This window comes from Pseudomonas sp. AS2.8 (genome assembly GCF_014190935.1).
Classification (GTDB): Bacteria; Pseudomonadota; Gammaproteobacteria; order Pseudomonadales; family Pseudomonadaceae; genus Chryseomonas.
On sequence record NZ_JACHVV010000001.1, the window covers coordinates 553,266 to 578,414 of the forward strand.

At 67.4% G+C, this 25,149-nt stretch carries 18 protein-coding genes and 2 pseudogenes; 11 read left to right on the forward strand and 9 right to left on the reverse strand.

The features are described 5' to 3' along the window. The first annotated feature begins 298 nt into the window (after window positions 1-298). The gene (locus tag FHR73_RS02560) at window positions 299-769 is read left to right on the forward strand and encodes a hypothetical protein (RefSeq protein WP_183629311.1); all 471 of its coding nucleotides are present in this window, start codon (window positions 299-301) and stop codon (window positions 767-769) included. An 88-nt stretch (window positions 770-857) separates the two neighbouring features. After that, entirely contained in the window at window positions 858-1,256 is a 399-nt protein-coding gene (locus tag FHR73_RS02565; RefSeq protein WP_183629313.1) for a hypothetical protein, read from the forward strand. 63 nt (window positions 1,257-1,319) lie between these two features. Here FHR73_RS02565 and FHR73_RS02570 read toward each other — a convergent pair whose 3' ends face one another. The 3 genes and pseudogenes from FHR73_RS02570 to FHR73_RS22670 all read right to left on the reverse strand — a co-directional run. Further along, a complete protein-coding gene (locus tag FHR73_RS02570) occupies window positions 1,320-3,311 on the reverse strand; it encodes a bifunctional diguanylate cyclase/phosphodiesterase (protein ID WP_183629314.1) in 1,992 nt (663 codons plus the stop codon). Window positions 3,312-3,496: 185 nt separating this feature from the next. Further along, entirely contained in the window at window positions 3,497-4,369 is an 873-nt protein-coding gene (locus FHR73_RS22665; RefSeq protein WP_409258659.1) for a methyl-accepting chemotaxis protein, read from the reverse strand. Beyond that, window positions 4,355-5,413 (reverse strand): annotated as a pseudogene (locus tag FHR73_RS22670) (methyl-accepting chemotaxis protein); the annotation flags it as partial. The pseudogene FHR73_RS22670 and the gene FHR73_RS22665, both read right to left, overlap by 15 nt. A gap of 447 nt (window positions 5,414-5,860) precedes the next feature. Between FHR73_RS22670 and FHR73_RS02580 the strand changes: the two are divergent. The 3 genes from FHR73_RS02580 (at window position 5,861) to FHR73_RS02590 (ending at window position 9,957) form a co-directional block, all read left to right on the forward strand. Next, the gene (locus FHR73_RS02580; RefSeq protein ID WP_260175581.1) at window positions 5,861-6,103 is read left to right on the forward strand and encodes a DUF1654 domain-containing protein; all 243 of its coding nucleotides are present in this window, start codon (window positions 5,861-5,863) and stop codon (window positions 6,101-6,103) included. 62 nt (window positions 6,104-6,165) lie between these two features. Continuing rightward, window positions 6,166-6,696 carry a GNAT family N-acetyltransferase gene (locus FHR73_RS02585; protein WP_183629320.1) on the forward strand — a complete coding sequence of 177 codons (531 nt, stop codon included), beginning with the start codon at window positions 6,166-6,168 and terminating at the stop codon, window positions 6,694-6,696. A 186-nt stretch (window positions 6,697-6,882) separates the two neighbouring features. Next, window positions 6,883-9,957 carry an autotransporter domain-containing protein gene (locus FHR73_RS02590; RefSeq protein WP_311628770.1) on the forward strand — a complete coding sequence of 1,025 codons (3,075 nt, stop codon included), beginning with the start codon at window positions 6,883-6,885 and terminating at the stop codon, window positions 9,955-9,957. Window positions 9,958-10,045: 88 nt separating this feature from the next. Here FHR73_RS02590 and FHR73_RS02595 read toward each other — a convergent pair whose 3' ends face one another. From FHR73_RS02595 to FHR73_RS22680, 3 genes and pseudogenes are all read right to left on the reverse strand, one after another. Beyond that, window positions 10,046-10,966, reverse strand: coding sequence for a substrate-binding domain-containing protein (locus FHR73_RS02595; protein ID WP_183629322.1), 921 nt, complete (start codon window positions 10,964-10,966; stop codon window positions 10,046-10,048). Window positions 10,967-10,980: 14 nt separating this feature from the next. Further along, on the reverse strand, window positions 10,981-11,694 hold the full coding sequence (locus FHR73_RS22675; protein WP_409258660.1) for a methyl-accepting chemotaxis protein: 714 nt from the start codon (window positions 11,692-11,694) through the stop codon (window positions 10,981-10,983). Window positions 11,695-11,838: 144 nt separating this feature from the next. Then, a pseudogene (locus FHR73_RS22680) lies at window positions 11,839-12,966 on the reverse strand (HAMP domain-containing protein); the annotation flags it as partial. 376 nt (window positions 12,967-13,342) lie between these two features. Here FHR73_RS22680 and FHR73_RS02605 point away from each other — a divergent pair. The 6 genes from FHR73_RS02605 to FHR73_RS02630 all read left to right on the forward strand — a co-directional run bounded on the left by FHR73_RS02605 (window position 13,343) and on the right by FHR73_RS02630 (window position 22,195). Beyond that, entirely contained in the window at window positions 13,343-13,624 is a 282-nt protein-coding gene (locus FHR73_RS02605; protein WP_260175582.1) for a hypothetical protein, read from the forward strand. A gap of 312 nt (window positions 13,625-13,936) precedes the next feature. Further along, on the forward strand, window positions 13,937-14,200 hold the full coding sequence (locus FHR73_RS02610) for a hypothetical protein (RefSeq protein WP_183629326.1): 264 nt from the start codon (window positions 13,937-13,939) through the stop codon (window positions 14,198-14,200). A gap of 290 nt (window positions 14,201-14,490) precedes the next feature. Continuing rightward, a complete protein-coding gene (locus FHR73_RS02615) occupies window positions 14,491-16,680 on the forward strand; it encodes a TonB-dependent siderophore receptor (protein ID WP_183629328.1) in 2,190 nt (729 codons plus the stop codon). Window positions 16,681-16,763: 83 nt separating this feature from the next. Further along, window positions 16,764-18,017: an enterochelin esterase gene (gene fes / locus FHR73_RS02620; RefSeq protein ID WP_183629330.1), complete on the forward strand. Its 1,254-nt coding sequence runs from the start codon at window positions 16,764-16,766 to the stop codon at window positions 18,015-18,017. A 21-nt stretch (window positions 18,018-18,038) separates the two neighbouring features. Continuing rightward, window positions 18,039-18,245 (forward strand): MbtH family NRPS accessory protein, encoded by a 207-nt coding sequence (locus FHR73_RS02625; RefSeq protein ID WP_183629332.1) that lies wholly within the window; start codon window positions 18,039-18,041, stop codon window positions 18,243-18,245. Window positions 18,246-18,256: 11 nt separating this feature from the next. Further along, window positions 18,257-22,195, forward strand: coding sequence for an enterobactin synthase subunit F (locus FHR73_RS02630; RefSeq protein ID WP_183629334.1), 3,939 nt, complete (start codon window positions 18,257-18,259; stop codon window positions 22,193-22,195). 139 nt (window positions 22,196-22,334) lie between these two features. Here the strand turns inward: FHR73_RS02630 and FHR73_RS02635 are convergent, their stop codons facing one another. From FHR73_RS02635 to fepD, 3 genes are read right to left on the reverse strand one after another with little or no spacing between them, the layout of a single operon-like run. Continuing rightward, window positions 22,335-23,141: an ATP-binding cassette domain-containing protein gene (locus FHR73_RS02635; RefSeq protein ID WP_183629336.1), complete on the reverse strand. Its 807-nt coding sequence runs from the start codon at window positions 23,139-23,141 to the stop codon at window positions 22,335-22,337. Further along, entirely contained in the window at window positions 23,138-24,136 is a 999-nt protein-coding gene (gene fepG, locus FHR73_RS02640; protein ID WP_183629338.1) for an iron-enterobactin ABC transporter permease, read from the reverse strand. Before fepG ends, FHR73_RS02635 begins: the two co-directional genes overlap by 4 nt. Beyond that, window positions 24,133-25,128, reverse strand: a complete 996-nt coding sequence (gene fepD / locus FHR73_RS02645; RefSeq protein ID WP_183629340.1) for a Fe(3+)-siderophore ABC transporter permease — start codon at window positions 25,126-25,128, stop codon at window positions 24,133-24,135. The genes fepG and fepD overlap by 4 nt, the downstream gene beginning before the upstream one ends. Window positions 25,129-25,149: the final 21 nt, after the last annotated feature.

The window sequence follows — 25,149 nt, forward strand, 5'->3', positions numbered from 1 at the left end:
CTTGCCGCTCCTGGCTGCTCGGCCTTTGCAGGGCCTCGCTCAGCTTGGTAACGCTGGCTGCGCCAGTCGGAGCACCGGTTGTTCAGCCAGGTCTTCGAGGTTCTGGCTGCCGTGAAGGTGCAGCGGACTCTGCTTGAGAGCGTTCTTTCCTGTCTCCAGCGGGGTATCGCCGGCAGAATGTCGGCTGTGCCTTGTCCGGGTTGCGGAAACGGCTGAAGGGCTGCAGCGCTCAGGATCGGAGGGTTCGCCTCCGCGAATCCTGGAGGCGATCTTTCCAATTCATTCAGGAAGCACCGTGATGACTACAGATGGCAGCGAAACCTCGGCGGGCTACCTCTTGCTGGGCTACGTCGATGCCCGCCTGCTGGCGCTGTACCAGGCCGGGGTCGTACCCAGGCTCGAACTTGCGCGCACCCAGGCTGCGCTGACCGCTACCGGCCAGCACGACGGAACGGCAGTCCCTCTGTACCTCCAGCAGGGCGCTGCGCACGACCTCCTGCCCGGGGCGGGCCCGAGCGAGTCCGTTCAGGCGGCTGAAGCGGGTGAACCGGCGTCTGTTCCCTCGCCGGACAGCCTGGCCCGCGCTGTCGCGGAGGATGCCGAATGGCATTCCTTCAGGGCACTTGAACAACAGCTGGAGCTGCCGGACGAAGACGCGGAGGACTACTCCCTGGAAGATCGACTCGAAGCCACCCGCCTGGCGTTGGCGGCGCTCGACGCGGAGGAGGAGGTCAGCGTTCCGCTGCTCAGGCCAGTACCTACGAAATAGTGGCAATTAGCCATATATAAGGCTAAGGTTAATAGCCTTAACCTCAGACTGTGTCATTCTAAGCACCTTCTCTGCCGTTTCTCGCACTATGACCGCCTCACGAAGACCTCCTCGCGGTGCAGGCCGCACGGCCAAGCCCGATTCCCTCCGCGCTGCTCATGAGCAGATCACCCGCAACAGCGGCACCCTCGCCGATATCGCCGACCTGATCGAGATGGAAGGCAAGTCCAGGCCAGGGCGTCAGCCGCCTGGGCAGCCCATCCGCGCCCGGTCCGAAGCCGGCAACCCGGCAGAGACGGCCAAGGCGAACGTGGCCGGGGAGAGCAGTCGCGGCCATTTCCTGGTGCAGCCCGTGTTCGGGATACCGTTGGTGGCGCTGCTGGTCTGCGCCCTGATCCTGGGCGCTGCGGTAGGGGTACCACTAGGTGTGGTTACCTACGGGAGCGCGCTCTGCACGGCGGTACTGGATAGCCTAACGATCTTCTAGAAGGGCCGGTGGCCGCCTTGGAGGCTGCCGTCATGAGGCGAGCAAGCGGCCAGCAGCCGTGACTCAGGCTTCCAGGGACGCCATCAGCTGGAATTCCTGACCGCTCGGGGCGGCCGCGGGCCTGCCCAGCAGATAGCCCTGGGCGAGCCGGACACCCAGCTTCTGCAGCAGCGCCAGTTGTTCCGGGGTTTCCACGCCTTCGCAGAGCACCTCGAGCTTCATGGCCTTGCCCAGCAGCAGCAGTGAGGTCAGCACCTGGCCACGCTGTTCCTCGTCTTGGATCGCCAGGATCCGGCGATCGAGCTTGATCAGCTGGAAGGGCAGTTCGAGGATAGGGCCGAGGCCGGCAAAGCCACTGCCGAAGTCGTCCAGGGCCATGCGGATGCCCAGCAGCTGGAGCAGGGCGAAGGACTGGCGGGTCTTGGCGTCTATGACCAGTTCCACCCCCTCGGTGACTTCCAGGACCAGCCGGTTGGGCGCCAGGCGCGAGAGTCTGAGGGCCGCGGATACCCGCTCATGGAGGATGGGATCGGCGAATTGCAGCGGCGACAGGTTGATGGAAATGCTCAGGTGCGGAGGCCACTGACTGGCCGCGAGACAGGCCTCCTTCACCACCCATTCGCCCAGGGCGATGATGAAGTTGCCCTGTTCCGCCAGCGGGATGAAAACCTCCGGCGAGACCAGGCCCAGGGTCGGATGCTGCCAGCGCAGCAGTGCTTCGTAACCCGTCACCTGCCTGGGCTCGACGCGATAGATGGGCTGGTAGTGCAGCAGAAATTCGTTGCTCGCCAGTCCCTTGCGGACATCCTCCGGGGTGAGCAGCGCGGCATGGTCGAGCGGTGCGCCCAGGATGGCATCGACGCCGCCTTCGAAGACCCGATCACGGCCATCGCGCTTGGCGCGATAGAGCGCGCGGTCGGCACAGTCCAGCAGGTCGTCGGCGCTGCTCAGACCGGCCAGGCCGCTGCGGGCGATGCCGATGCTGACGGTGACCTGGGTCTTGTCGTCCTGACGTCCCTGGTGCGGGATCTGCAGGCTACGAACGCGTTCCAGGATGGCTTCCGCCACGTCCAGCGCCTCGGCCGGGCCGATCCGATCCAGGAGGACGACGAACTCCTCGCCACCATAGCGACCGATCCGGTCCTCCGGGCCCAGCCCGACCGCCAGGGCCTTGGCCACGGAGCGCAGGCAGTCATCACCGGCGAGGTGGCCGTAGTAGTCGTTGTAGCGCTTGAAGTGATCCACGTCGATCAGCAGCACGGCGCCTTGCTCTCCGGCCAGGCGCCGTTGCCAGAAGTCTTCCAGGAGCGGGCGGAGCTGGCGACGATTGGCGAGCCCGGTGAGGGAATCCGTTTCCGAGAGGATCTGCAGATCCTGATTGGCCGAATTGAGTGACGCCAGACGGACTTCTTCGCGCAGCTTGTAGAGATAGGAGCGGCGCCCTTCGACGTTGAGCCAGTAACTGGCCAACAGCGAAAAGAACGCCATCACGATGGCGTTGGTCATCATCAGCCCGCCCACGATCGGTGACACCGGCGCCTCATGCACGGCAAGGGCGATCACCGACAGGGCGAAGCCGTTGAACAGCAGGGCCGGCAGCAGCGGACTCTTCATGCAGGTATTGACGAAGGCCAGCATCAGCGGCCAGGTGAAGATGAACAGCGTCTGATTCATCTCCCTGCCCGCTGGGCCATTGATCACCAGGTTGTAGACCACCAGCAGACCGACATAGAACGGCAGCGAGGCCAGGGTTTCGCGCCAGCGCACCGGGACTGCCTGCAGCAGCAGCACGACCCATAGCGCGAAGGGCGTGGCGATCCCCAGCATCTGGGCGGCCGCCCAGGGCATCGCGTCTTGCAGCAGGAGCCACCACCAGATCAGAAAACTGTCGTAGCTCAGGGTGCCGATCAGCAGGCAGCGAGTGAGGTGCCGCGTGCGCTGCTTGTGGATGTCCAGCTGAAACAGGCGCTCCAGTACCGGGACGAAGGCAAAGGGCCCGACCGGCACAGCAAGTGTCTGATCGACAAGCCGACCCAGCTCTGGTGAGGTTTTCATGTGTGACCTGGACTGACAGGAGAGATATCAATGCGCGATAAGTGACATTGATAATATCAATATGATGGCACCTAGTGACCGGCCGCTGGCTCAGGGATTCAGCCGAAATGACCGGCGGTTGAGTTGGAGAACCTGACGGCGCGAGCCCCGCCCGCAGGCCGCTGTGGGCGGGGCTCGCGCTGTCCTCAGACCTGGAAGCGGCGGGTCATTTCCTGCAGGCGCACACCGATGCGCGCGAGCTCCGTGCTTGAAGAGGCGGTCTCTTCGCTGGCGGCGGCGGTCTGCTCGGAAATGTCGCGGACATTGGTCACGCTGCGGCTGATCTCTTCACCCGCCGTGCCCTGCTGTTCCGCGGCACAGGCGATCTGCTCGTTCATCGACTCGATGTCCTTGACCGACCGGGTGATGCGCTTGAGCAGCTCGCCTGCCTCGCGCGACAGGCCAACGCTGCTGTCGGTCAACTGCACGTTATGGTCGAGCACCGCCGCCATGCGGTCGGTGCTCTGGTGCAGGCCGGTGATGAGCTGGGCGATCTCGTCGGTCGAAGAGCGGGTGCGCTGCGCCAGGCCGCGGACCTCGTCGGCGACCACGGCGAAGCCGCGTCCCGCCTCGCCGGCGCGGGCGGCTTCGATGGCCGCATTGAGCGCCAGCAGATTGGTCTGCTCGGAAACGGCCTTGATTACATCGAGCACGCCGCCGATGCTGTCGGCGTGATCGCGCAGGGTGGCCATGGCAAGTTTGGTCGACGCCATTTCGCCGGCCAGCAGCTCGATCTGGGCGACCGCCTTGCTGACGGCCTGGTCACCCTGCTGGGCCTGCTGACTGGCCTCCAGCGCCGAGCGGGCGGCGGCCCCGGCGTTGCGCGCCACTTCGTGGGTGGTGGCGGTCATTTCCTGCATGGCGGTGGCGATCTGATCGGTCTCGATCTTCTGGGATTGCACCCCGGCACTGGTCTGCTCGGTCACCGCCGACAGCTGCTCGGCGGCACTGGCGACCTGAACGACGCCATCCTTCACTTCGCCGATGAGCCCACGGAGGTTGGTGGTCATCTGCTGCATGCTGATCTGCAGCGCGCCCAGTTCATCCTTGCGGGTGACGTCGGACTGGTGGGTAAAATCGCCGTTGGCGACCGTCTGCGCCAGCAGGACGGTGTCCTTCAGCGGGCGGACGATCGACCGGGTGATCAGCCAGGCGGCCAGGAGGCCCAGGGCGATCGCAATGGCCAGCCATACCAGCAACAGCTGACGAGCACCGCTCACATCGGTCAGCTGGAATTCCTTCTGGATCGCGGTGAGCTTGTCGGCCACCGAAAGCAGCGTGGTGATGGTACTGGTAATGCCGGCCTGGCCCTGATCCACCTGGACCTGGGTGGTGATCAGCTGCTGGAGGCGCTGCTGGTAGCCGGCGAGTTCGTTGCCAAGCTTCTGCAGCGCGTCGGTCGGCAGACTGCTGGTGGCACCGAGCTGTTTGACCTTTGCCTGGATGTCAGCCAGGGTGCGGCGGGCGGCGTCCTCGTTGTCCTTGCCGGGCGTGGTGGCATAGCTACGCAGGGCAAGGCGCATCTGCTGCAGATCGATGAAGAGGGCCGCTACCTGCTGGCGGTCTTCGGAGCGCCCGTCCGGGGCATTGGCCGCCGCGGCCAGGGCCAGCAGATAGGTGTTGGCCGCTTCCGCCGTAGCGGTCGCCGCCTGCTGGACGGCCGCTCGCTCCCGCGTGGCGGCCACGACCTGGTTGTAGAAGTCCCGATAGCGCTTGAGTGCCGCCTGGGCTTCGCTCAGCAAGACCTCGTTGGCCTTCGAATTGAAGTTGGGGATGATGCTCTGCAGCTGGGCTTCGAGCTTGTCGAGCGCTGCCACCCATTTGGCCGCCTGGGCATCGTCGGCCTTGACGATGTAGACGAGCCGCTCGATGCGCATGTCGCGCGCCAGGGTGCTGAATCCGGAGATGTCGCCGATCCTTTCACTGCGATCACGCAGGGCGTCCGTAGCCTGCCAGCCAGTGTAGGCCACCAGCAGGATCATGCCGATGAGCAGTGAGAAGCCAAGCGCCAGCTTGGCCCGGACGCTGATGTTGCTGAGGAAATTCCAGCCATTGTGCTGCATGTGGACTACCTGGAGAGGAGGGCCGGGTGGATGCAACTCGGCCGGATTCACGGTGATTTGTTATCGCGATATCTTTAGGCCCGTGGTCGGGCTCCGAATACCTGACGCCATGGAGGTGCCGTCCTTCGCTGCTCGCCGATACGGGCGATAGCCCGGCAGGAGGCGGGGCACTTATCGAGAGCGCCCTGAACGTTGTGGATGGGTCTGACCCTCGCTATGGAAAAGTGATCCATGTCACATCTTTTTCAGAGATGGCTGGTGGCTATTCCTGGATGGACGGCGTGTCGCCATCATGGGGGCCGGATTTCCGCTCGGGCCGACGCAGGGCGAACAGGGTCTTCTGACGTCGAGTTTCAAGGGCCGCTGGCGGATCGAGGTCCCTGGCAACTTGCCAATCGCCTGGATCGAGAACTACTGTATAAAAGAACAGTTATGGAGCCTGCGCCCATGGCCCAGAGCCAGCCATCCCAGCTGACCTCCTATGATCGCCTGACGATGCGGGTGTCGCGGCTGGTGAACAACGCGCGCGGGATCCTCGACAAGCACGTCCATGTGGAGCGCCTGGAAGCGAGCAGCGAGGACTGGGAACTGTTGCTTGAAGCCTTTGGCGAGACCGAAGGGCTGCTCGTGGCCCATCGCGATGACGGCAGCATCGACCTGTTCTGGAAGGTCAGCCACGACGAATTCTGAGCGGTCATGACCCAGCGCGTCCGCCCTGGCTTCACCAAGCGGCCTGTCGCTGGAAAAGGAGGTTGGCCATGAACATCCAGCGCCTGGGGCCTACCTGGGCCCCCGCCTACCGGCAACTGATGCTGGACGCCTATGCCCGACATCCCGAAGCCTTCACCTCCAGCGCCGAGGAGCGGGCGGCGCTGCCGCTCGACTGGTGGGAGCGTCGGCTGCAAGAGGATGACCAGGCGCAAGAGCGCGTCTGGGGAGCAACCCGCGGAGCGGATCTGCTGGGCGTTATCGGCCTCGGCCTCGAGTCACGGGAAAAGGTCCGGCACAAGGCGACCCTGTTCGGGCTGTACGTCCCGGATCGTCATCGGCGCCTGGGAATCGCCAAGGGCCTGCTGGACGCACTGCTGGCCCATGCGCAGGGGCTGTCCGGGCTTAGGGTCGTTCAGCTCACGGTGACCGAGGGCAACGCTGCCGCTCTGGCGCTGTACGGGCGGGCGGGCTTCAACCTCTTCGGCAGCGAGCCGCTGGCGGTCGCCGTGGGGGATAGCCTGCTCACCAAGCTGCACCTCTGGTGTGATCTGGACAGGTTACGCCGCGGCTAGCGCGTCCCCGCCGTCCACCACACCGCCACCCTTTCCCGGCCGGCCTCCGGGTCATGGCCCCGAGGGTCATGGGATGTCGTGAAACTGCCTCCAAATCGCCGCCACAGCGTCACATCACCGCTCTAGGCTCGCCGCCCCAAGACAGCTTGTAACAAGTTGTATCCACAGGGCCAAGGAGAAGAGCTGGTGAAACGTTCAGGTAACAAACCCGCGCTGTTGACGGTCGTGTTCGCGGCGTCGCTGTTGGCGCTTTCGGTGCAGGCGGCCAGCCGTTCGGGCAACAACGCCATCAATGGCGTCGATCTGCTGTCCGGCTACAACAAGCTCTGGACGCCCGGCGCCACCTGGAACACCGGCACGCCCACCGCCTTCGGGGCGCCCATCCTGCAGCGCAATATCCAGTACGTGGTCGACCTCGCGAAGACCCGTACCCAGGCCCAGGAGATGGCGGCCTACTACGACGACCGCCGCGACCAGAGCTACAGCCTGATCAGCGGCCTGGGCTCCCTGGCGAATGGTTACCTGGCCGGCTCTGGCGCCTTCACCACCATCCCGGTGTTCGACGCCTCCACCCAGACCACCAAGTACAACGACAACGGCAACGGTGCCGGCGACGCCAACTCGCAACTGGGCAAGGTGGTGCAGCTGGTCCAGGCGATCCGCAACGATGCCTCCACCACCCCGGCCAAGAACGCCTACCAGTATCCGCGGCCCTGGCGGCAAGCCAGCGTGGACATCGTGCCGCTGTCCTTGCGCCCGGCGCTCAGCACCACGCCGCAGAGCGACGGGGGCTTTCCCAGCGGCCATACCAACGCGGCCTACCTGGCGGCCATGGGTTTCGGCTACGCCGTGCCCCAGCGCCTGGGTGAAGAGCTCTTCCGCGCCTCGGAGCTGGGCAACAACCGCATCGTCGCGGGCATGCACTCGCCGCTGGACGTGATCGGTGGCCGCATCACCGCTACCTACTTCGCCATCGACAACCTGGTCAACAACGCCCAGCTGCGCAGCGATGCCTTCGCCCAGGCCCAGGCCTATTTCGCCCAGCAGTGCGGCGGCGACATCAACAACTGCGTGGACAGGATCGATCCGGCCACCGACCAGCAGTCCCAGCACGCCCAGGACAAGGCGCTGTACACCGCCCGGATGACCTACGGCTTCGCTCCCGTCGGTCCAACCAACCTGGCGCCGGTGGTGCCGGTTAACGCCGAGGTGCTGCTGGAAACGCGCTTTCCCTATCTCACCGCCAGTCAGCGTCGCGACATCCTGGCCAGCACCGAGTTGTCTTCGGGCTATGTGGTCATCGACGAATCCAACGGCTACGGCCGGCTCAACCTGATGGCCGCGGCCGACGGCTACGCGGCCTTCACCGGCAATGTCAGCGTCAACCTGGATGCCAGCCAGGGGGGCTTCAACGCCCGCGACGCCTGGCGCAACGACATTGCCGGCAGCGGCAGCCTGACCAAGAACGGCAGCGGCGAACTCACCCTCAGTGGCTTCAATACCTACAGCGGCGGGACGGTCATCAACGGCGGCACCCTGCGCGGTCATGCCCAGGCCTTCGGCAGCGGTGACATCACCGACAATGCCACCCTGGTGCTGGATCAGTCGGTCAACGACAGCCTGGCCAACAACCTGCACGGCAGCGGCAGCCTGGTGAAGACCGGGGTTGGCTCCCTGAGCCTGACCGGCAACAGCGACTTCTCCGGTACCACTAGCGTCAACCAGGGTCGCCTGGCCATCAACGGCAACCTCGGCAATTCGGCGGTCACCGTCAACTCGGGCGCCACCCTGGGCGGCAATGGCAGTCTCGGCAGCCTGCGCGTGGCCCAGGGCGGCGTCCTCGCGCCCGGCAACTCGGTGGGCCAGCTCAACGTCAACGGCAACGTGACCCTTGACCAGGGCTCCGTCTACCAGGTCGAGACCGATGCCACCGGCCGCGCCGACCGCCTGGTCGCCAATGGCAGCATCACCGTCAACGGCGCCACCCTGGCATTGGTTTCCAGTCCCTACTGGCAGCCGCGGGGCAGCTATCAGCTGCTGAGCGCGGGCAATGGGCTGAGCGGCCGCTTCGGCCCGATCCAGTCCGACTTCGCCTTCCTAACCCCGACCCTGGGCTATGGCGCCAACCAGGCGACCCTGAGCCTGGCACGCAATGGCGTGGCCTTCGCCGACCTGGCCGAGGGCCGTAACGCTCGGGCCGCCGCTGCGGGCCTGGATCGCGCCGGCGTCGGCAATGCACTCTGGAATCAGGTCGCCGCGACCAATGCCGCGGGTGCAGGCTCGACGTTCCAGAGCCTGGGCAACGAATTGCACGCCTCGACCAAGACCGTGCTGGTGGAAAACAGCCGGCTGGTGCGCACTGCCATGAGCGACCGCCTGAGCGACGCCCAGGACGAGCTTCCGTCCAGCTCCGGCATCCAGGGTCTGGCCGGCAGTCGCGAGCGCGGGCTGGTCTGGACCCAGGCCCTCGGCGCCTGGGGCCGCAACGACGGCAGTCACGACGCCAGCAGCCTGGACAGCCACAGCCGTAGCCTGCTGATCGGCAGCGACGTGCCCCTGGACAGCGGCTGGCGCGTCGGCGGGCTGGTGGGCTTCGGTCACACCGATCTCGACCTGCGCGGCGAATCCGGCTCGGCGGACAGCACCGACTACCACCTGGGCCTCTATGCCGGCCAGCGGTGGGATGCCCTCAGCCTCAAGCTGGGCCTGGCCCACAGTTGGCACCAGGTGGAGGCGCGGCGCAACCTGGCGATCCTCGGTAACGACCAGCGCCTGGCCCCGGACTACGACGCCGGTACCAGCCAGGCCTTCGGCGAACTGGCCTATCGGATCGAGCGGGGCAGCCTGAGTCTGGAGCCCTTCGCCAATCTGGCCCAGGTGCATCTGCAGACCGATGCCTTTCGCGAGCGCAGCGGTGCGCTGGAACTGGACAGTCGTCGGCAGACGACCGATGCGACCTTCAGCACCCTGGGGCTGCGCCTGGCGGCCAAGCCCCTGGGTGGGCTGAAGGTGGTGCCGAGTGCGACCCTGGGCTGGCGCCATGCCTTCGGCGACACCACGCCCGAGCAGGAGTCGGCCTTCGCCGGTGGCCCGGACTTCAAGCTGGTGGGCGCGCCTATTGCGCGGGACGCGGCGGTGGTGCGCGGCGCCCTGGACCTGACGCTGAGCGAGACGGTATCGCTGGGGTTGGGCTATGACGGACAGCTGAGCAGCCATGCCAAGGACCAGGACCTCGACGTCCGACTCAGCTGGCGCTTCTGAGGAACGGCGCCCTGACCGTCCGACAGGGCAGGGCGCCTGGTTCGGGCAGGGAGGCTGCCGGAAACGGGCAGCCTCCCTGCCGTGAGGGCTAGAAGGACGCCAGATTGTCCGGCGTGATCAGCTGGAAGGGGACCCGGGTGAGATTGCTGCTGGTGGAGCCGTTGGCCAGCCGCAGGGCCATGTCCACCGCGCCCTGGCCCTGGCCCTTGGCGTCCTGCAACACGCTGACCGCCAGCTTGCCCTCGCGCATCTCCTGCAGCCCGTCGGGGGTGCCGTCGATGCCGCCCACCAGGTATTTCGCCAGCGGCTTGCCGGCCTTTTCCAGCCCGCGGATCGCGCCGATGGCCATCTCGTCGTTGTTGGCGGCGACGATATCGAAGGCCACACCCTTGTCGACCCACTGCAGGACGCGCTCGGTCGCCTCGCTGCGCTGCCAGTTGGCCGAGGCCTTCACCACCACCTGCATGTCGGGGTACTTGGCGACCACCTTCTCGACGCTTTCGGTCCGCAGCTTGGTCGCCGGGTGGGCCGGTTCGCCCATCAGGATGGCCACCTTGCCCTTGTAGCCGGCACGGCGGGCCAGCTCCTCCATCTGCATCGTCGCGGCTTCCACCTCGTCCGAGCCGACGAAGCCGGCATAGGCGGGCAGGGGAGAGACGCTGGGGCGGTAGTTGATGAACACCAGCGGCACCTTGCTGCTCATCGCCAGGGACAGCATCTCCTGGGTATTGCTGTCGTCGATGAGATTGACGATGACAGCATCGACATGGGCGGCGATCAGGTTGCGGTACTGGCGCAGCTGCAGGGCGCTGTCACTGTTGGCGTTTTCCAGGAAGAGGTCGGCGTCCAGGGTATGGGCGCGTTCCTCGACATTGTTGATCAGCAGGGTGCGGAAGTTGTCGCGCTTGGAGGTCAGGACGCCGATCAGCGGGGCGCTGGCATGGGCCAGGTTGGCGCAGGTGGCGGCCAGGACGAGACCGGCGAGAAGGCGAAGCTTTGGCTTGAACATGAGTCGGTCCCCGGTCAGACACTGAAACGTTGCAGCAGCTCGCGCTGCCGGCTGGCCATGAGCGAGAGGTCCTCGCTGCTCTGCGCGGCGCTGTCGGCACCCTCTGCAGCCCTGAGCGCGGCGTCGTTGATCTGCACCATCATGCGGCTGGTTTCCTGCACGGTGGCGCTCTGCTCTTCGGTGGCGGCGGCGATCTGGGTATTCATCTCGCGGATGGTGCCGACCGCCTGGCTCATGCTCTGCAGGGCTTCCCGGGCGGAGGAGGCCAGTTGCACGCACTCCCCGGACTGGGCGCGGCTCACCCCCATGATTTCCACCACCGAATGGATCTTCTGCTGCATCTGTTCGATCTGTTGCTGGATCTCGCTGGTGGAGGCCTGGGTACGACTGGCGAGGGAACGTACCTCGTCGGCGACCACGGCGAAGCCGCGCCCCTGCTCACCGGCGCGAGCGGCTTCGATGGCGGCATTGAGGGCGAGCAGGTTGGTCTGCTCGGCGATGTTGCGGATGGCGTCGACGATGCCGTCGATGCTCTGGCCGTAGCCCTGCAATTCATCGGTGGCCTGGGCGGCGACCTGGATCTGCCGAGCCTGGCGCTGGATGCTGTCGATGGTCTCGGCGACGGTGGTGCCGGTCGCCGTGCTCAGTTCGAAGGTGTGGTCGACCGCATCCTTGGTGTCGATAGCGCGCTGCGCCACCTCGGCCACGGTGCTTTCCATCTGGGTCATCGCCGAGGCGGCGGAGCCGAGTCGCTCGGTCTGCTCCTCCACGGCGCGGGTGGTACTGGCACTGATGTCGGCATTGGCCTGGGCGGTACGCCGGAGGTCGTCGGCCGATTGGGTGAGGGTCTGCACGGTGCTCTGCAGCGAGCGGATCAACTCGTTGAGATAGCCGCCCAGTTCGCTGAATTCGTCCTTGCGACGCACATCGAACTGGACCCGCAGATCGCCGGCCGTGACCTGGCGCAGCGAGTCGCGGAACGCCTGCAGCGGTCGCCGCAGGCCGCGGGCGACCCACAGGCCGATGATCACGGCGGCGCAGATCGCCAGCAGGGCAACGATGGCCAGTACCTGGCGGCTGGTGGCCACGCTGGCATCGGTATCGCTCTTGGTTTGCTGCGCCACGGCGACGGCACCGGCGCTGAGGGTGCGCAGCGCATCCAGGGTCGCCTGCAGGGCGGTGCCGGTAAGCTGGCGCTGGGCGTCGAACTGGGCCTCGGCCGCGGCCTGGCGCTCATAGGCCTGGCGCAGGCCATCGGGCGCGGTCATCTCGTGCAGCAGACGGGTGACCATCACCCCCACGATACGCGCGCTGCGCTCGTCGACGGCGGCCAGGGCGCGCAGTCGATCGGTGATGACATCCTGCTGCTGGTTGAGCGTCACCGCCAGACCGGGCAGATCCAGGCGCGCCGCCTGGGCGGCGAAGGCGGCATAGGTCTTGTCCGTCTCGATCAGCAGCATCTGGGCGGCGCGGACCGCGGCGGCGGCGCCTTCGGCCTTCTGTTGCGCACTGTAGGCCTGCAGATAGCTGGACAGCCGATTGGCCTCCGGCGTGGCATAGCCCTGCAGGGTCCGGGTTTCACGGCGCACTTCGACCAGCCGGCGATAGCTGTCGATGAGGGTTTTCGCCTGGTCGCCATAGGCATTGCCCAGTTTCTGCTCCTGATCGAGCGCCTGGGTCAGCTGGTCGTGGTCGCGCAGCAGCGCCGGCAGGCGCTGGTGCAGCTGCAGGTAGTCGGCGAACTGCTGCTGGAATTGCTTCTCGTGCGTGGCGATCGGAGCGGAATCGGTCTCGGCCAGCAGACTGAGCAGGGTCTGGTTGGCACCCAGCAGCTGCACGTTGATTTCGCTGACAGCCTGGCCGAGCGGCGCGGATTGCTCGGTGATGACCGCCAGCCGCTCATGGATGGACTGGGTACTGGTAAAGCTTACGGCGACGATACCCAGCAGCAGCAGCACCAGAAGAGCGATGCCGCCGACTACCCGTTGAAGAAGCGTCATGGTTGTTCCCTGCTTGTTATCGGTATTGAGGCAGGAGGCCACCGGCGACGAGCGTCATCGTGCGTCGCGATGCCTGTCCATGGCCAACATCACCGCAGCCTAGTCCTATCTCCTGACCTTTCCGCAGGGTCTGCGGACGTGCGGCCTGCGCCGGGCGATCAGCTGTCATGGGCAGCGTTAGGGTCCTGCACCAGAGCCTCGCGTGCCGGTTCGCGTCCTGGACCGGCAGCGCACCCTGACTGCCAGGCGTGCGTCAGGAGCTCGGACAGGGCCACCGTGCGACGGACACCTCAGGTTGCGATGCCGGAGCGGCCGGCCAGAAACCAACCCGTGCTTCGCCAGGTCCCTGAAAGGTCTCTTTTTTCAGGAATATCCGATGTCCAAAGCTCTGTTGTGCTCCCTCGTACTGGCTACCGCCGCAACCCTGACGGCGTGCGACAAGACCTCCGAAGACCACGCCCAGGAGGCCCAGGCCCATAGCCAGAAGGCCCAGGAGAAGGCGGCCGAAGGCAAGGTCGAGCGGGCCTCCCAGGAGCAGGCCAAGGCGCAGGATGATCGGGCCCAGGCCAATGAAGCCGCGGCCAGCGAAGGGCGCAACACGCCCCCCGATTCCGCCGTGCCCGGCTATATCAAGACGCCCAGCAAGGAAAATCCCTGAGTCTGGACCTCGGTCGGCCGCCGGTTTCTGACCGGCAGCCAAGGGGGCGACGCGAGGAGCGAGGCCTGCCGCAAGAAGGCGTAGCGTCTTCTTTGATGTCCAGCGAAATCCGGTCGTGACGCTCACGTTGGCGGAGCATCCGGAGGGCGAGGGGGGGAGGGCCAGCCAAGGCGCTGATCGGCGGCGCGGAAGACGGGCCTGGACTTGCCGACGACAGCTATCGTCGAGGCGAGCAACGGCTGTTTACATCCGGGCCAGGACGATTAGAGTAGGGGCCACTTCGCCATTATTCGTCCACCCTCCGGAGCCACCATGAGCCTTTCGCGACCGATCCACTGGTATCGTGCCCGCAGCACGCTCGAAATCGTCGCCCTGGGCCTGGGCGTCATCGCCCTGGTGGTGGCGCTCGATCAGGGTCTGCGCAACTCGCCCTCCGAACACCTCGCCGACTATCACGCCTGCAAGGGTGACGGTGGCCTGGCGCGAATGAACGCCATCGGCGAAATCGTCTGCCGGCTGCCCAGTCCGGTGATCGGCCAGGTAGCGGCCAAGACCCCGGCGGTTTCCGGTCTCTAACGACCGTTAGGCTTCTCCCTGCCGGGCCCGCTCAGGTGCGGCCTGATCCTGTGACCAGCCCCTTCCGGTCCGGTCGACCCCTCTTTTTCCGCATCCTTTCCTGATGCCGTCCTGACCTCCGGGCGTGGATCACGGCTGCCTGGCGTTGGCAATGCGAACGGCTATTGCTTAACGTAACATTTGATAATGAGAGTTTTTATCATTTAAAGTGCTGGCCCTCGCGCGACGACGCGAACAGCAGCCTTCCAGTGCACGGCGTCGGCTGCAACGCCACGGTCACAAGGATCACCATGAACACCCAAGGAACCCTCTGCCAGCCCGTCCGCCTTCGCCGCGGGGCTCTCCGTCAGCTACTCCTGATTGGCGCGCTGATTCCCTTTCCGCTGACGGCGCTGGCCGCCACGGTGGCCGAGCAGAACGCCACGGAACTGGACACCCTGACCATCGAAGGCAATCGCCTCTACGACATGGCGCCCTCGGAACAGACCGGCGGCTATACCGTGGATTCGGCGACCGTAGGCACCAAGACGCCAGCCGCCCTGCGCGACATCCCCCAGTCGATCACCTCTTACACCAGCGACTACATCAAGGATCGCAACTTCAATACCCTGGACGAGCTGGCCAAGTCCACCGCCGGCCTGCGGGTGCTGACCAACGACAGCGGGCGTTCCTCCATCTATTCGCGCGGCTACGAATACGACGAATACAACATCGACGGCCTGCCGGCGCCCATGACCAGCATCTTCGGCACCGTACCCATCCTCTCGCCCTTCGACCGGGTCGAGATCATGCGCGGGCCCTCGGGGCTGTTCAACAGCACCAGCGAACTAGGCGGTATCGTCAACATGGTGCGCAAGCGCGGCACCGAGGACTTCCAGGGCCATATCACCGGGCGCTACGGCTCCTGGGACACCAACTACCAGGAAATCGACCTGGCCGGTCCGCTCACCGAGAGCAAGAACGTGCGCGGTCGCTTCGTCGCCTCCCGCGCCGACACCAATGGCGAGGTGGACTACAACGCCAACACCGACCAGAGCTACTACGGCGACCTGGACATCGACCTGTCCGACGCCACCCAGATTTCCTTCGGCCTGATCCATCAGGTCAAGAACCTCACCCCGCACAACGGCTATCCCACCGATACCCAGGGCAATCTGCTGGACTTCAGCCAGTCACGCTTCCTGGGGGCGGACTGGAACTACTTCGACGGCAAGACCACCGACGGCATCTTCGAGCTGACCCACAGATTCGATAACGGCGGCTACGGGCGCATCGCCGCCCGGGCCTCGCACCGGGAGGCGGACTACCTCTATGCCTTCACCGGCGGGGCGGTGCAGGCCAACGGCAACACCAGCATCCGCGCCAGCACCCGGGACTTCGAGCAGGACGCCTATTCCCTCGACGCCAGCTACAGCCAGCCGTTCGAAGCGCTGGGGCAGGTCAGCGAATTCGTCGTGGGGACCGACTACAAGCACTACGACACCGACTACCAGAACGGCAACAGCGTCCTGGGTACGGTCAATGTGAACAGCTATTCGCCGACCCGCTTCGCCAAGCCGGCGCGCGTCTACCAGACCGACTACAGCGGCGAGGATCGCGAATTCGGCCTCTATTCCAAGGTCACCTTCCGCCCCATCGAGCGCCTGGCGCTGATCGGCGGTGCCCGCGTTTCCTGGTACAGGGGCGAGGCCTATACCACTACCCTGGCCAGTGGTGCCGAGGCGGGGGAGAGCCAGAAGCACAGCGGCTTCGTCACCCCCTATCTGGGTACCGTCTACGACCTGGACGACTACCACTCCCTCTATGCCAGCTACTCCAAGGTCTACAAGCCGCAGAGCGAGCTGGATGCCCAGGGCAAGGCCATCGATCCGCGCGAGGGTGACCAGTACGAGGTCGGCATCAAGGGCAGCTATTTCAATGGCGACATGAATGCGCGGCTGTCGATCTTCCAGCTGACCGACGAGAATCGTGCGTCCACCCCGTTCGATGCCAATGGTCTTGCGATCACCACCTATTCCGAAGCATCTGGCAAGACGCGGGTGAAGGGCGCCGAGATCGAGGTCAGCGGCAAGCTCACCGAGCAGTGGGAAATGCTCGCCGGCTACACCTACATGGATACCCAGAACCTCAGTGGCGATGGCAACACCCTGTTCGAGGCCATGCCCAAACACATGGCCTCGCTGTGGACCAAGTACACCCTGGCGGGCGGTCCGCTGACGGGCCTGAGCATCGGTGGCGGGGTGACCGCCATGAGCGATTTCTCCCAGACCAACCAGACCTCCGGCGTCACCGTCTCCGCCCCGGGCTATGCCACGGTGGATGCCAAGTTTTCCTATCCGGTCACCAAGCAACTGACCGCGACCCTGGACGTGAACAACCTCCTCGACAAGGAGTACTGGTCGCGCGTAGGTTCGGTTTCCACCTTCAACTTCCAGGGCCCCTCGCGCAGCGTAATGGTCGGGGCGCGCTACGACTTCTGAGTCCCAGGCCGACCCGGGCAAGGCCCGGGTCGGCCGGCGCGATGCAGGCCATGACGATCCTTGCGACGATGTACCTTGATGCGATGAAAGATCCACTTTTCCAGCGAGACGATGTCGGCAGCGAGCCCTGGTGGCAGGCCGTGGCCTGCCGTGGCACACCGCTGATCGAACCCACAGTGGCTGGCCGCTACCGCCTGACCTTTGTCTGGCGCGATCCCGAAGGGCTGGCCGGGCGCTCCGGCACCCAGCGGGTCTGGCTCAACATCACCGGGGTCACCGACCATCATCAACCGGGCCTGCCGCAGAGTCTGCGGCGCCTGCCCGGGACCGATGTCTGGGCCTGGGAGACCGAACTGGATGGCCGCTGGCGGGGCAGCTACTGCCTGATCCCCAGCGCGGAGCCGGCGCCCTTCGAGGGCGAGGCCCAGCCCGACCTCCAGGGCATCCGCCTCTGGTGGCGCAGCGTCTTTCCCCTGGCCCAGGCCGACCGGCTCAATCCACGGCGTGCCTGGCAGGGTGGGCGCGGGCTGGCGGTGTCGGGCGTGCACCTGCCGGAGGCGCCTGCCCAGCCGGCCTGGGCGGCCTTCGATGCCGACCGCAGCCTGGCGCCAGCGGCCTGGCCGAGTCTGCAGCAATACGAGTGGAAGAGTGCGCGGCTCGGCAACAGCCGCCCGATATGGGTCTTCGCCACCGGTAATACCACCCCTTTGAGGCGGCCGCTGGCCATCCTGCTGGATGGGCAGTTCTGGGCGCAGACGATGCCCATCGGCGCGCCACTGCAGCAGCTTACCGCTGCCGGGCAATTGCCGGAGGCGGTCTATCTGCTGATCGACAACAGCGACCGCGCCCTGCGTGGCAGCGAGTTGCCCTGCAATGCGGAATTCTGGCTGGCGCTGCAGGAAGAGCTGCTGCCGCAGGTGCGCGACTGGGCGCCCCATGCGCAAGCGCCGTCCTCGACCGTGGTCGCCGGGCAGAGCTTTGGCGGGCTGGCGGCGCTCTATGCCGCGCTGCACTGGCCGGAGCGCTTCGGTTGCGCCCTGAGTCAGTCCGGATCCTTCTGGTGGCCGCAGCGCGGCGCGCCGGGACGGCTGTTCGAGGCACTGGCGAGCGGGCAGGGGAGCACCCACCCCCTGCGGCTGTTCATCGAGGCCGGGTTGCGCGAGCCGGCCATCCTCGAAGCCTCCCGGGCCCTGGTCCCGCGCCTGCGCGAGCAGGGTCACGCACTCGACTATCGCGAGATCGACGGGGGCCACGACGCCCTCTGGTGGCGCGGCGGGCTGCTCGATGGCCTGGTCCAGCTCTGGCGACCCCTGATCACCGCCGACGCCCAGCGCTAATCCCTACTGCCAGGAGGTCCGATGGACACCCTCAATCCCTTCGACGATCCCACCCAGGTGCTGCTGATCCTGCGCAATGCCCGGGGCCAGTGCAGCCTCTGGCCGGCGCCCATGGCCATTCCCACCGGTTGGGAGCCGGTGTTCGGACCGGCGCCGCGCCCGGCCTGCGACGACTGGCTCGCCAGCCACTGGCGCGATATCCGCCCGGTCGTCTCCCTGTTTTCCTGACTGGAGTTCCTGTGTCTTCTACGCCCCGTTCTCGCTTTCCCGAGCTGCCCCTGGTCGCCGCCCAGCCTGGCATCTGGCTGGCCGATCAGCTGTCGCCCCATGCCAATGCCTTCGCCGTGGCCCATCTGGTCGAGTTGCGCGGGCCGATCGATGCCCAGGCGCTGGTGGCGGCCATCGTCCAGGGTCTAGGCGAGCTGGACAGCCTGCAGCTGAGGTTCGCCGAGCGCGAGGGCGAAATGGTGCAGTGGATCGACAGCGACATGGCCATCCCTGCGCCCGAGTGGCTGGACCTGCGTGGGGCAGCCGATCCCGAAGGCGCGGCGCGGGCGGCCATCCGCGCCGATCTCGACGGCGACCTGCGCGCCACCAGCGGTGGTCCGCTGTGGCTCAACCGGATCTACCAGCTGGGTGACGATCACCTGTATTGGTACCAGCGCTATCACCACCTGCTGATCGATGGCTATGGCTTCGCCGCCCTGGCCAAGCGGGTGGCAGCCCTGTACAGCACCGCGGTGCGCGGCGAAACGCCTGAGCCTTCGCCCTTCGTCTCCTTTGCCGAGGTGGTGCGCGAATACCAGGATTATCGGCAGTCGGCCGTGCGCGAGCGCGACGAAGCCTTCTGGCGCGAGCGCGGCGCGGCCTTGCCGCCGGCGGCCTCTCTGGCACCCGGTGGGCTGGCGGGGCAGGTGCCGACGCCACGCGTCGTGGAAGCCCGCGCCCGGGTGCCCGCCGCGGTCTTCGCCGGGCTGGCCGAGCAGGGCAAGGCCCAGGGCGTAACGCCGGCCGATCTGGCCGTTGCCCTGGCCGCCACCTGGTTCGCTCGTCTCAGCGGGCAGCCGGCTTTCAGCGCCGGCTTCATCTTCATGAGGCGCATGGGGTCGGTGGCGCTCAAATCCGGCGGCGCGACGCTCAACGTCCTGCCCCTGGGCGTGCGCACCGACTCGACCCAGACGCTGCCGCAGCTCGCCGGCGTGCTGGCCGCCGAACTCAAGAAGGTGCGTCGCCACCAGCGCTACGACGCCGAGCAGATCGCCCGCGATCTCGGCCGTCCGGGCGATGCCGAGCCCCTGACCGGACCGGTCATCAACCTCAAGCTGTTCGATTTCGCGCTGGATTTCGGTGGGGTGCCCGGTATTACCCACGAATTGGCCTCGGGGCCGGTGCGCGACCTGGAGATCGCCCTCTACCTGGAAGCGAGCGGGGCCCTGGATATCAAGCTGCTAGGCAATGCCGAGCGCTACGCCGCCGACCTGTTGCAGGGGCACGCCGAGCGCTTCGGCCTGCTGGCCGGACAATTCGCCGGGCAGCCCGGCCTGGTCCTGGGCGAGCCGGACCTGCTGGCGCCAGCGGACCGTACGTGGTTGGCCGCGATCAACGCCACCGAACGGTCGCTGCCCGAGGCCACCCTGGCGACCCTGCTCGCCGACCAGGCGGCGCGTACCCCGGATGCACCGGCACTGGCCGATCTGCAGCTGGCCTTCAGCTATCGGGAAACCCGCCAGCAGGTGCTGGCCCTGGCCCAGCGTCTGAGCCAGGCCGGGGTCGGGCGCGGCGACATCGTCGCGGTGGCCTTGCCGCGCTCGGTGTTCCTGTCCCTGGCACTGCTGGCGACGCTCGAACTGGGGGCCGCCTACCTGCCGCTGGACAGCGGCTACCCGGATGAGCGCCTGCACCTGATGCTCGACGATGCCCGTCCCCGGGTGCTGGTGACCGATGCCAGCCAGCGCGGGCGCTTCCCGGGCCTGCGCGAGGAGCAGGTGCTGATTCTCGATGCGCCGCTGGAGCGGTTGGACCACGAGCCCGCGTTCGAAGGGCCGCGGCCCGGCGATCCGGCCTATCTGCTCTATACCTCCGGCTCGACCGGCCGGCCCAAGGGCGTGGTGGTGGGCCATGCGGCCATCGTCAATCGCCTGCTGTGGATGCAGGACAGCTATCCCATCGGCGCCGGTGATACCGTCTTGCAGAAGACGCCGAGCAGCTTCGACGTCTCGGTCTGGGAATTCTTCTGGCCGCTGCTGGTGGGCGCCCGGCTGTACCTGGCGCCGCCCGAGGCCCATCGCGATCCCCTGGCGCTGCAGGAACTGTTCGCCCGCGAACGGGTCACCACGGTGCACTTCGTGCCCTCGATGCTGGCGGCCTTCGTCGCCAGCCTGGACGAGCCGGCCGCGGTGGCCCGCTGCGTCAGCCTGCGCCAGGTGTTCTGCAGCGGCGAGGCGCTGCCCACCGAGCTGGCCCGCACCTGGGAGCGCCGCGTCGGCGCGCCCCTGCACAACCTCTATGGCCCGACCGAAGCCGCGGTCGACGTCTCCTATCATCCGGCCCACGGCGCCGCCCTGGCGGCCGTCAGCGGCAGCAGCGTGCCCATCGGCAAGCCGGTGTGGAACACCGGGTTGCACATCCTCGACGAGCGTCTGCGGCCGGTACCGCCGGGTGTGGCGGGAGAGCTCTATCTGAGCGGCGTGCAGCTGGCCGACGGCTACCTGGGCCGCCCCGAACTGACCGCCGCGCGTTTCATCGCCGCGCCGAGCGGGCAGGGCGAGCGCCTCTATCGCACCGGCGACGTCGCGCGCTGGCTGCCCGAGGGCGTCGTCGAATACCTGGGTCGCAGCGACGACCAGGTGAAGATCCGGGGCCAACGCATCGAACTGGCGGAGATCGATCATGCCCTGCTGGCACTGCCCGGCGTGGCCCAGGCGGTCACCCATGCCCGGGTACTGGGCGAGGCGCGCGACACCAGCGGCGGCGATGCCCGCCAACTGGTGGGTTATCTGATCGCCCAGCCGGGTGCCTCGCTGGACCTGGAGCGCCTGCGCGCCCGCCTGGGCGAAAATCTGCCGCCGCATCTGGTGCCGGTGGCGCTTGTCGAGCTGGAGGCCTTGCCCCTGGGCGCCACCGGCAAGTTGGACCGCAAGGCCCTGCCGGCGCCCCAGGGCGTGGCCAGGGCCGCCAGCCGTCCCCTGGCACCGGGGCTGGAAAGCGACCTGGCGGCGGCGTTTTCCGAGGTGCTCGGCTGCGCCATCGTCGGCGCGGACGATGACTTCTTTGCCCTGGGCGGCCATTCGCTGCTGGCCATGACCCTGGCGGCCACGCTGCGCCGGCGCCTGGGGCGGCCGGTGTCCATCGGCCAGATCATGGTGGCCTCCAGTGTCGCGCGCCTGGCGCGGCAGCTGGAGCAGGACGCGGCCAGCGCGGCGCGCGCCGGCTTCGAGACCCTGCTGCCGCTGCGCCCGGGCGATGGCCCCACGCTGTTCTGTTTCCACCCGGCCTCGGGCTTCGCCTGGCAATTCAGCGTGCTGGCGCGCCACCTGGATCCGCACTGGTCGCTGCTCGGTATCCAGTCGCCGCGTCCGGACGGTCCCCTGGCCCAGGGCGCCGATCTGGAAGCCGTCATCCAGCGCCATCTGCGCACCCTGCGCGAGGTGCAGCCGCAGGGTCCCTATCATTTGCTCGGCTATTCCCTGGGCGGCACTCTGGCCCAGGGCCTGGCGGCGCGGCTGCAGGCGGCAGGGGAGCAGGTCGCCTTCCTTGGCCTGCTCGACACCTATCCGCCGGAAACCCAGAACTGGCAGGAACGCGAAGGCCAGCGCGAGCTGGATCCTGAGGTGCTGGCCGAGGTCAATCGCGAGCGCGAGGCCTTCCTCGCCGCCCAGCAGGGCCTGGCTGATCCGGCGCTGGGGGAGGGGGCGGAGCTGTTCGCCACCATCGAGGGCAACTACGCCGATTCGGTGCGGCTGCTGGCCACGGCGCGCAGCGCGCGTTTCGACGGCGAGGCGCTGATGTTCGTCGCCCGGCGCACCCTGCCGGCGGGAATGGACGTCAAGACCACCTGGGCGCCCTGGATCACCTGCCTGCAGGCCCACGAGGTGGACTGCGCCCACGTCGACATCATCGCCCCGGCCCAGCTGGCGCAGATCGGCCCGGTGCTCAATCGGGCGTTGAAGGCGCTCTAGGCTTTGCCTGAAAAGTGCCTGCGCTCGGTCATGCGGCGTTAAAAATCCGTTCGGAATGCTCATTTACCACTCGTAAACTCCGCTTCCTCACGGATTTTTGCCTTGCCTGACCTTCGCTCGGCGACTTTTCAGAAAAGCCTTAGACGGCCGCGCGCCGTGCCAGGGGCACCACCATGGGGGTCCCGGCCACCGGATCGTCGATGATCAGGCAGTCCAGGTCGTAGACCGCCTTGATCAGCGCGGGGGTGACCACGTCGCGCGGGCGGCCGGTGGCCAGTACCTTGCCGTCGCGCATGGCCACCAGGTGGGTGGCGTAGCGACAGGCGTGGTTGAGGTCGTGCAGCACCATCACCAGGGTATGGCCCTGCTGGCGATTGAGATCTTCCAGCAATTCCAGCAGGTCGATCTGGTGGGTGATGTCGAGCCAGGTGGTGGGCTCGTCGAGCAGCAGCAGCGGGGTTTCCTGGGCCAGCGCCATGGCGATCCACACCCGCTGACGCTGGCCGCCGGAGAGGGTGTCCACCGCCCGGTCGGCCAGTTCGAAGACGCCGGTGGCCTGCATGGCGTGGGTCACCGCGCGCTCGTCGTCGGCGCGCACGCCGCCGAACAGTGTCTGGTGCGGATAGCGCCCGCGGGCCACCAGATCGCGCACCGAGATGTCGCCCGGCGCCTGGGAGCTCTGCGGCAGCAGGCCCAGGCGGCGGGCCACCTCCTTGGTGCGATAGCTCTGGATCGCCTGGCCGTCCAGCCAGACCTGGCCCTGGCTGGGCGCCAGCAGTCGGCTGAGGGTGCGCAGCAGGGTCGACTTGCCGCAGCCGTTGGGGCCGATGATGACCGTCAGCTCGCCATCGGGGATGGTCAGCGACAGGTCTTCGGCGATCAGCTTGCGGCCGTAGCCCAGGGTCAGGCGCTCGGCGTGCAGGCGCGAAGCGGGGGCATCGTTCATGAGCGGCGGGACTCCCAGATGAGCAGGCCGATCAGGTAGAGCCCACCCAGGCTCACCGTGACCAGGCCGACCGGCAGGACATAGGGCAGGAACAGGCGTTGGGCGAGCAGATCCGCGCCCAGCAGCAGCACCGCGCCGGTGAGAGCGGCGGCGGGCAGCGCCAGGCGCTGGGTGCCGGTCAGGCGGCGGGCGATTTGCGGCGCGGCCAGGGCAATGAAGGAGATGGGACCGGCCACCGCGGTGCCGGCGGCGGTGAGCACCACGCCCAGGCCCAGCAGCGACAGCCGGGTACGCTCTACCGGTACACCCAGGGCGCAGGCGGTGTCGTCGCCCATCTCCAGCAGGAACAGCCGGCGACTCAGCGCCAGGCTGGCCGCACCCGCCAGCAGGATGAACACGACCGCCGGCCAGGCCTTGGCCCAGGTGAGACCGTTGAGCGAACCGGCGCTCCATAGGCCGGCGCTGAAGGCGGCTTCCAGGGAGGCGTGGACGATCAGCCAGGTGTTGAGCGCCATCAGCAGGGCGCGCACGCCGATGCCGACGATGATGAGTCTCAGCGTATCCACGCTGCTGCCGCGCCAGGTGAGGGCATAGACCAGCGCCGCGCTGAGCAGGCCGCCGATCAGGGCGGCGGTGGTGCTCCAGAGGATGCTGGCCTGGAACAGCACCAGGGCGACCAGCACGCCACTGTAGGCGCCGGTGTTGAAGCCCATGATGTCCGGGCTGCCGAGGGGATTGCGCAGCAGCGACTGGAACAGCGCCCCGCTTAGGCCCAGGGCAGCGCCGATCAGCAGCGCCAGGGCCACCCGCGGCAGGCGCCACTGGGTGACCACCAGTTCGATGCCGCGGGGTGCCTCGCCGAGCAGGGCGGCCAGCACCTGGGCGGGACTCAGGGCCAGGCTGCCGCTGCCCAGGGCGAACAGGGCGAGCAACAGGGCGCCGCCGAGCAGGGCGAGCAGCACGCCGGGCAGGCGCAGGCGACCGGAACGGTTCATGCCCGACCTCCCTGGCGCTGGCGGCGCGCCAGCCAGATCAGCAGCGGCGCGCCGAGGAAGGCCGTCACCACCGAGACCCGCAACTCGTTGGTGACCAGCAGGCGGCCGACGATGTCGGCGGTCAGCAGCAGGCTGGGGGTGAACAGCAGGACGAAGGGCAGCAGCCAGCGATGGTCTTCGCCGATGGCCCAGCGACCCAGGTGCGGCACCATCAGGCCAACGAAGGCGATGGGGCCGACCGCTGCGGCAGCGGCGCCACAGAGCAGGGTGATGGCCAGCAGGCCGAGCAGCTGGGTCTGGCGGACCCGGGTGCCGAGGGCCACGGCCAGATCGCTGCCCAGGCTCAGGGCATTGAGCGCCGGCGCCAGCAGCAGGGCGATGACCACGCCACCCAGCACCGGCAGGCTGGCGCTGCGCAGCAGGTCGAGTTGACGGACGTCCAGGGAGCCGAATTGCCAGAATCTCAGCTGATCGTAGACCTGGGGATCAAGCAGGGCGATGCCCGAGCTGACGCCTTCGAGCATGGCGCCCAGGGCCACCCCGACCAGCACCAGGCGCATCGGGTTGAAGCCGCCGCCACCGGCGATCCCGGCCAGCAGCACCACCAGGCTGGCCAGCAGGGCGCCGCCGAAGGCGAAGCCCAGGTACTGCTCGGGACCGCTGGCACCGAACAGGGCGATGCCCAGCACCACGGCGAAGCTGGCACCGGCGTTGACGCCGAGGATGCCCGGGTCAGCGAGGGGATTGCGCGTCAGCGCCTGCATCAGGGTGCCGGCCACGCCCAACGCCGCCCCGGCGAGCAGCCCGGCGAGGGTCCGCGGCAGTCGCGCCTCGCGCACGATCAGACAGGCCGGCTCGCTGCAGCCCTGGCCCAGTGCCTGCCAGACGTCGGCCAGCGGGATGGCGGTGGCGCCGAGCGCCAGGCTGGCAGCCATCACCAGCAGCAGCAGGAACGCGGCGCAGCCGAGGATGAGGAGGCGGCGCCTGGTCATCCGCGACGACCGAAGGGGAGG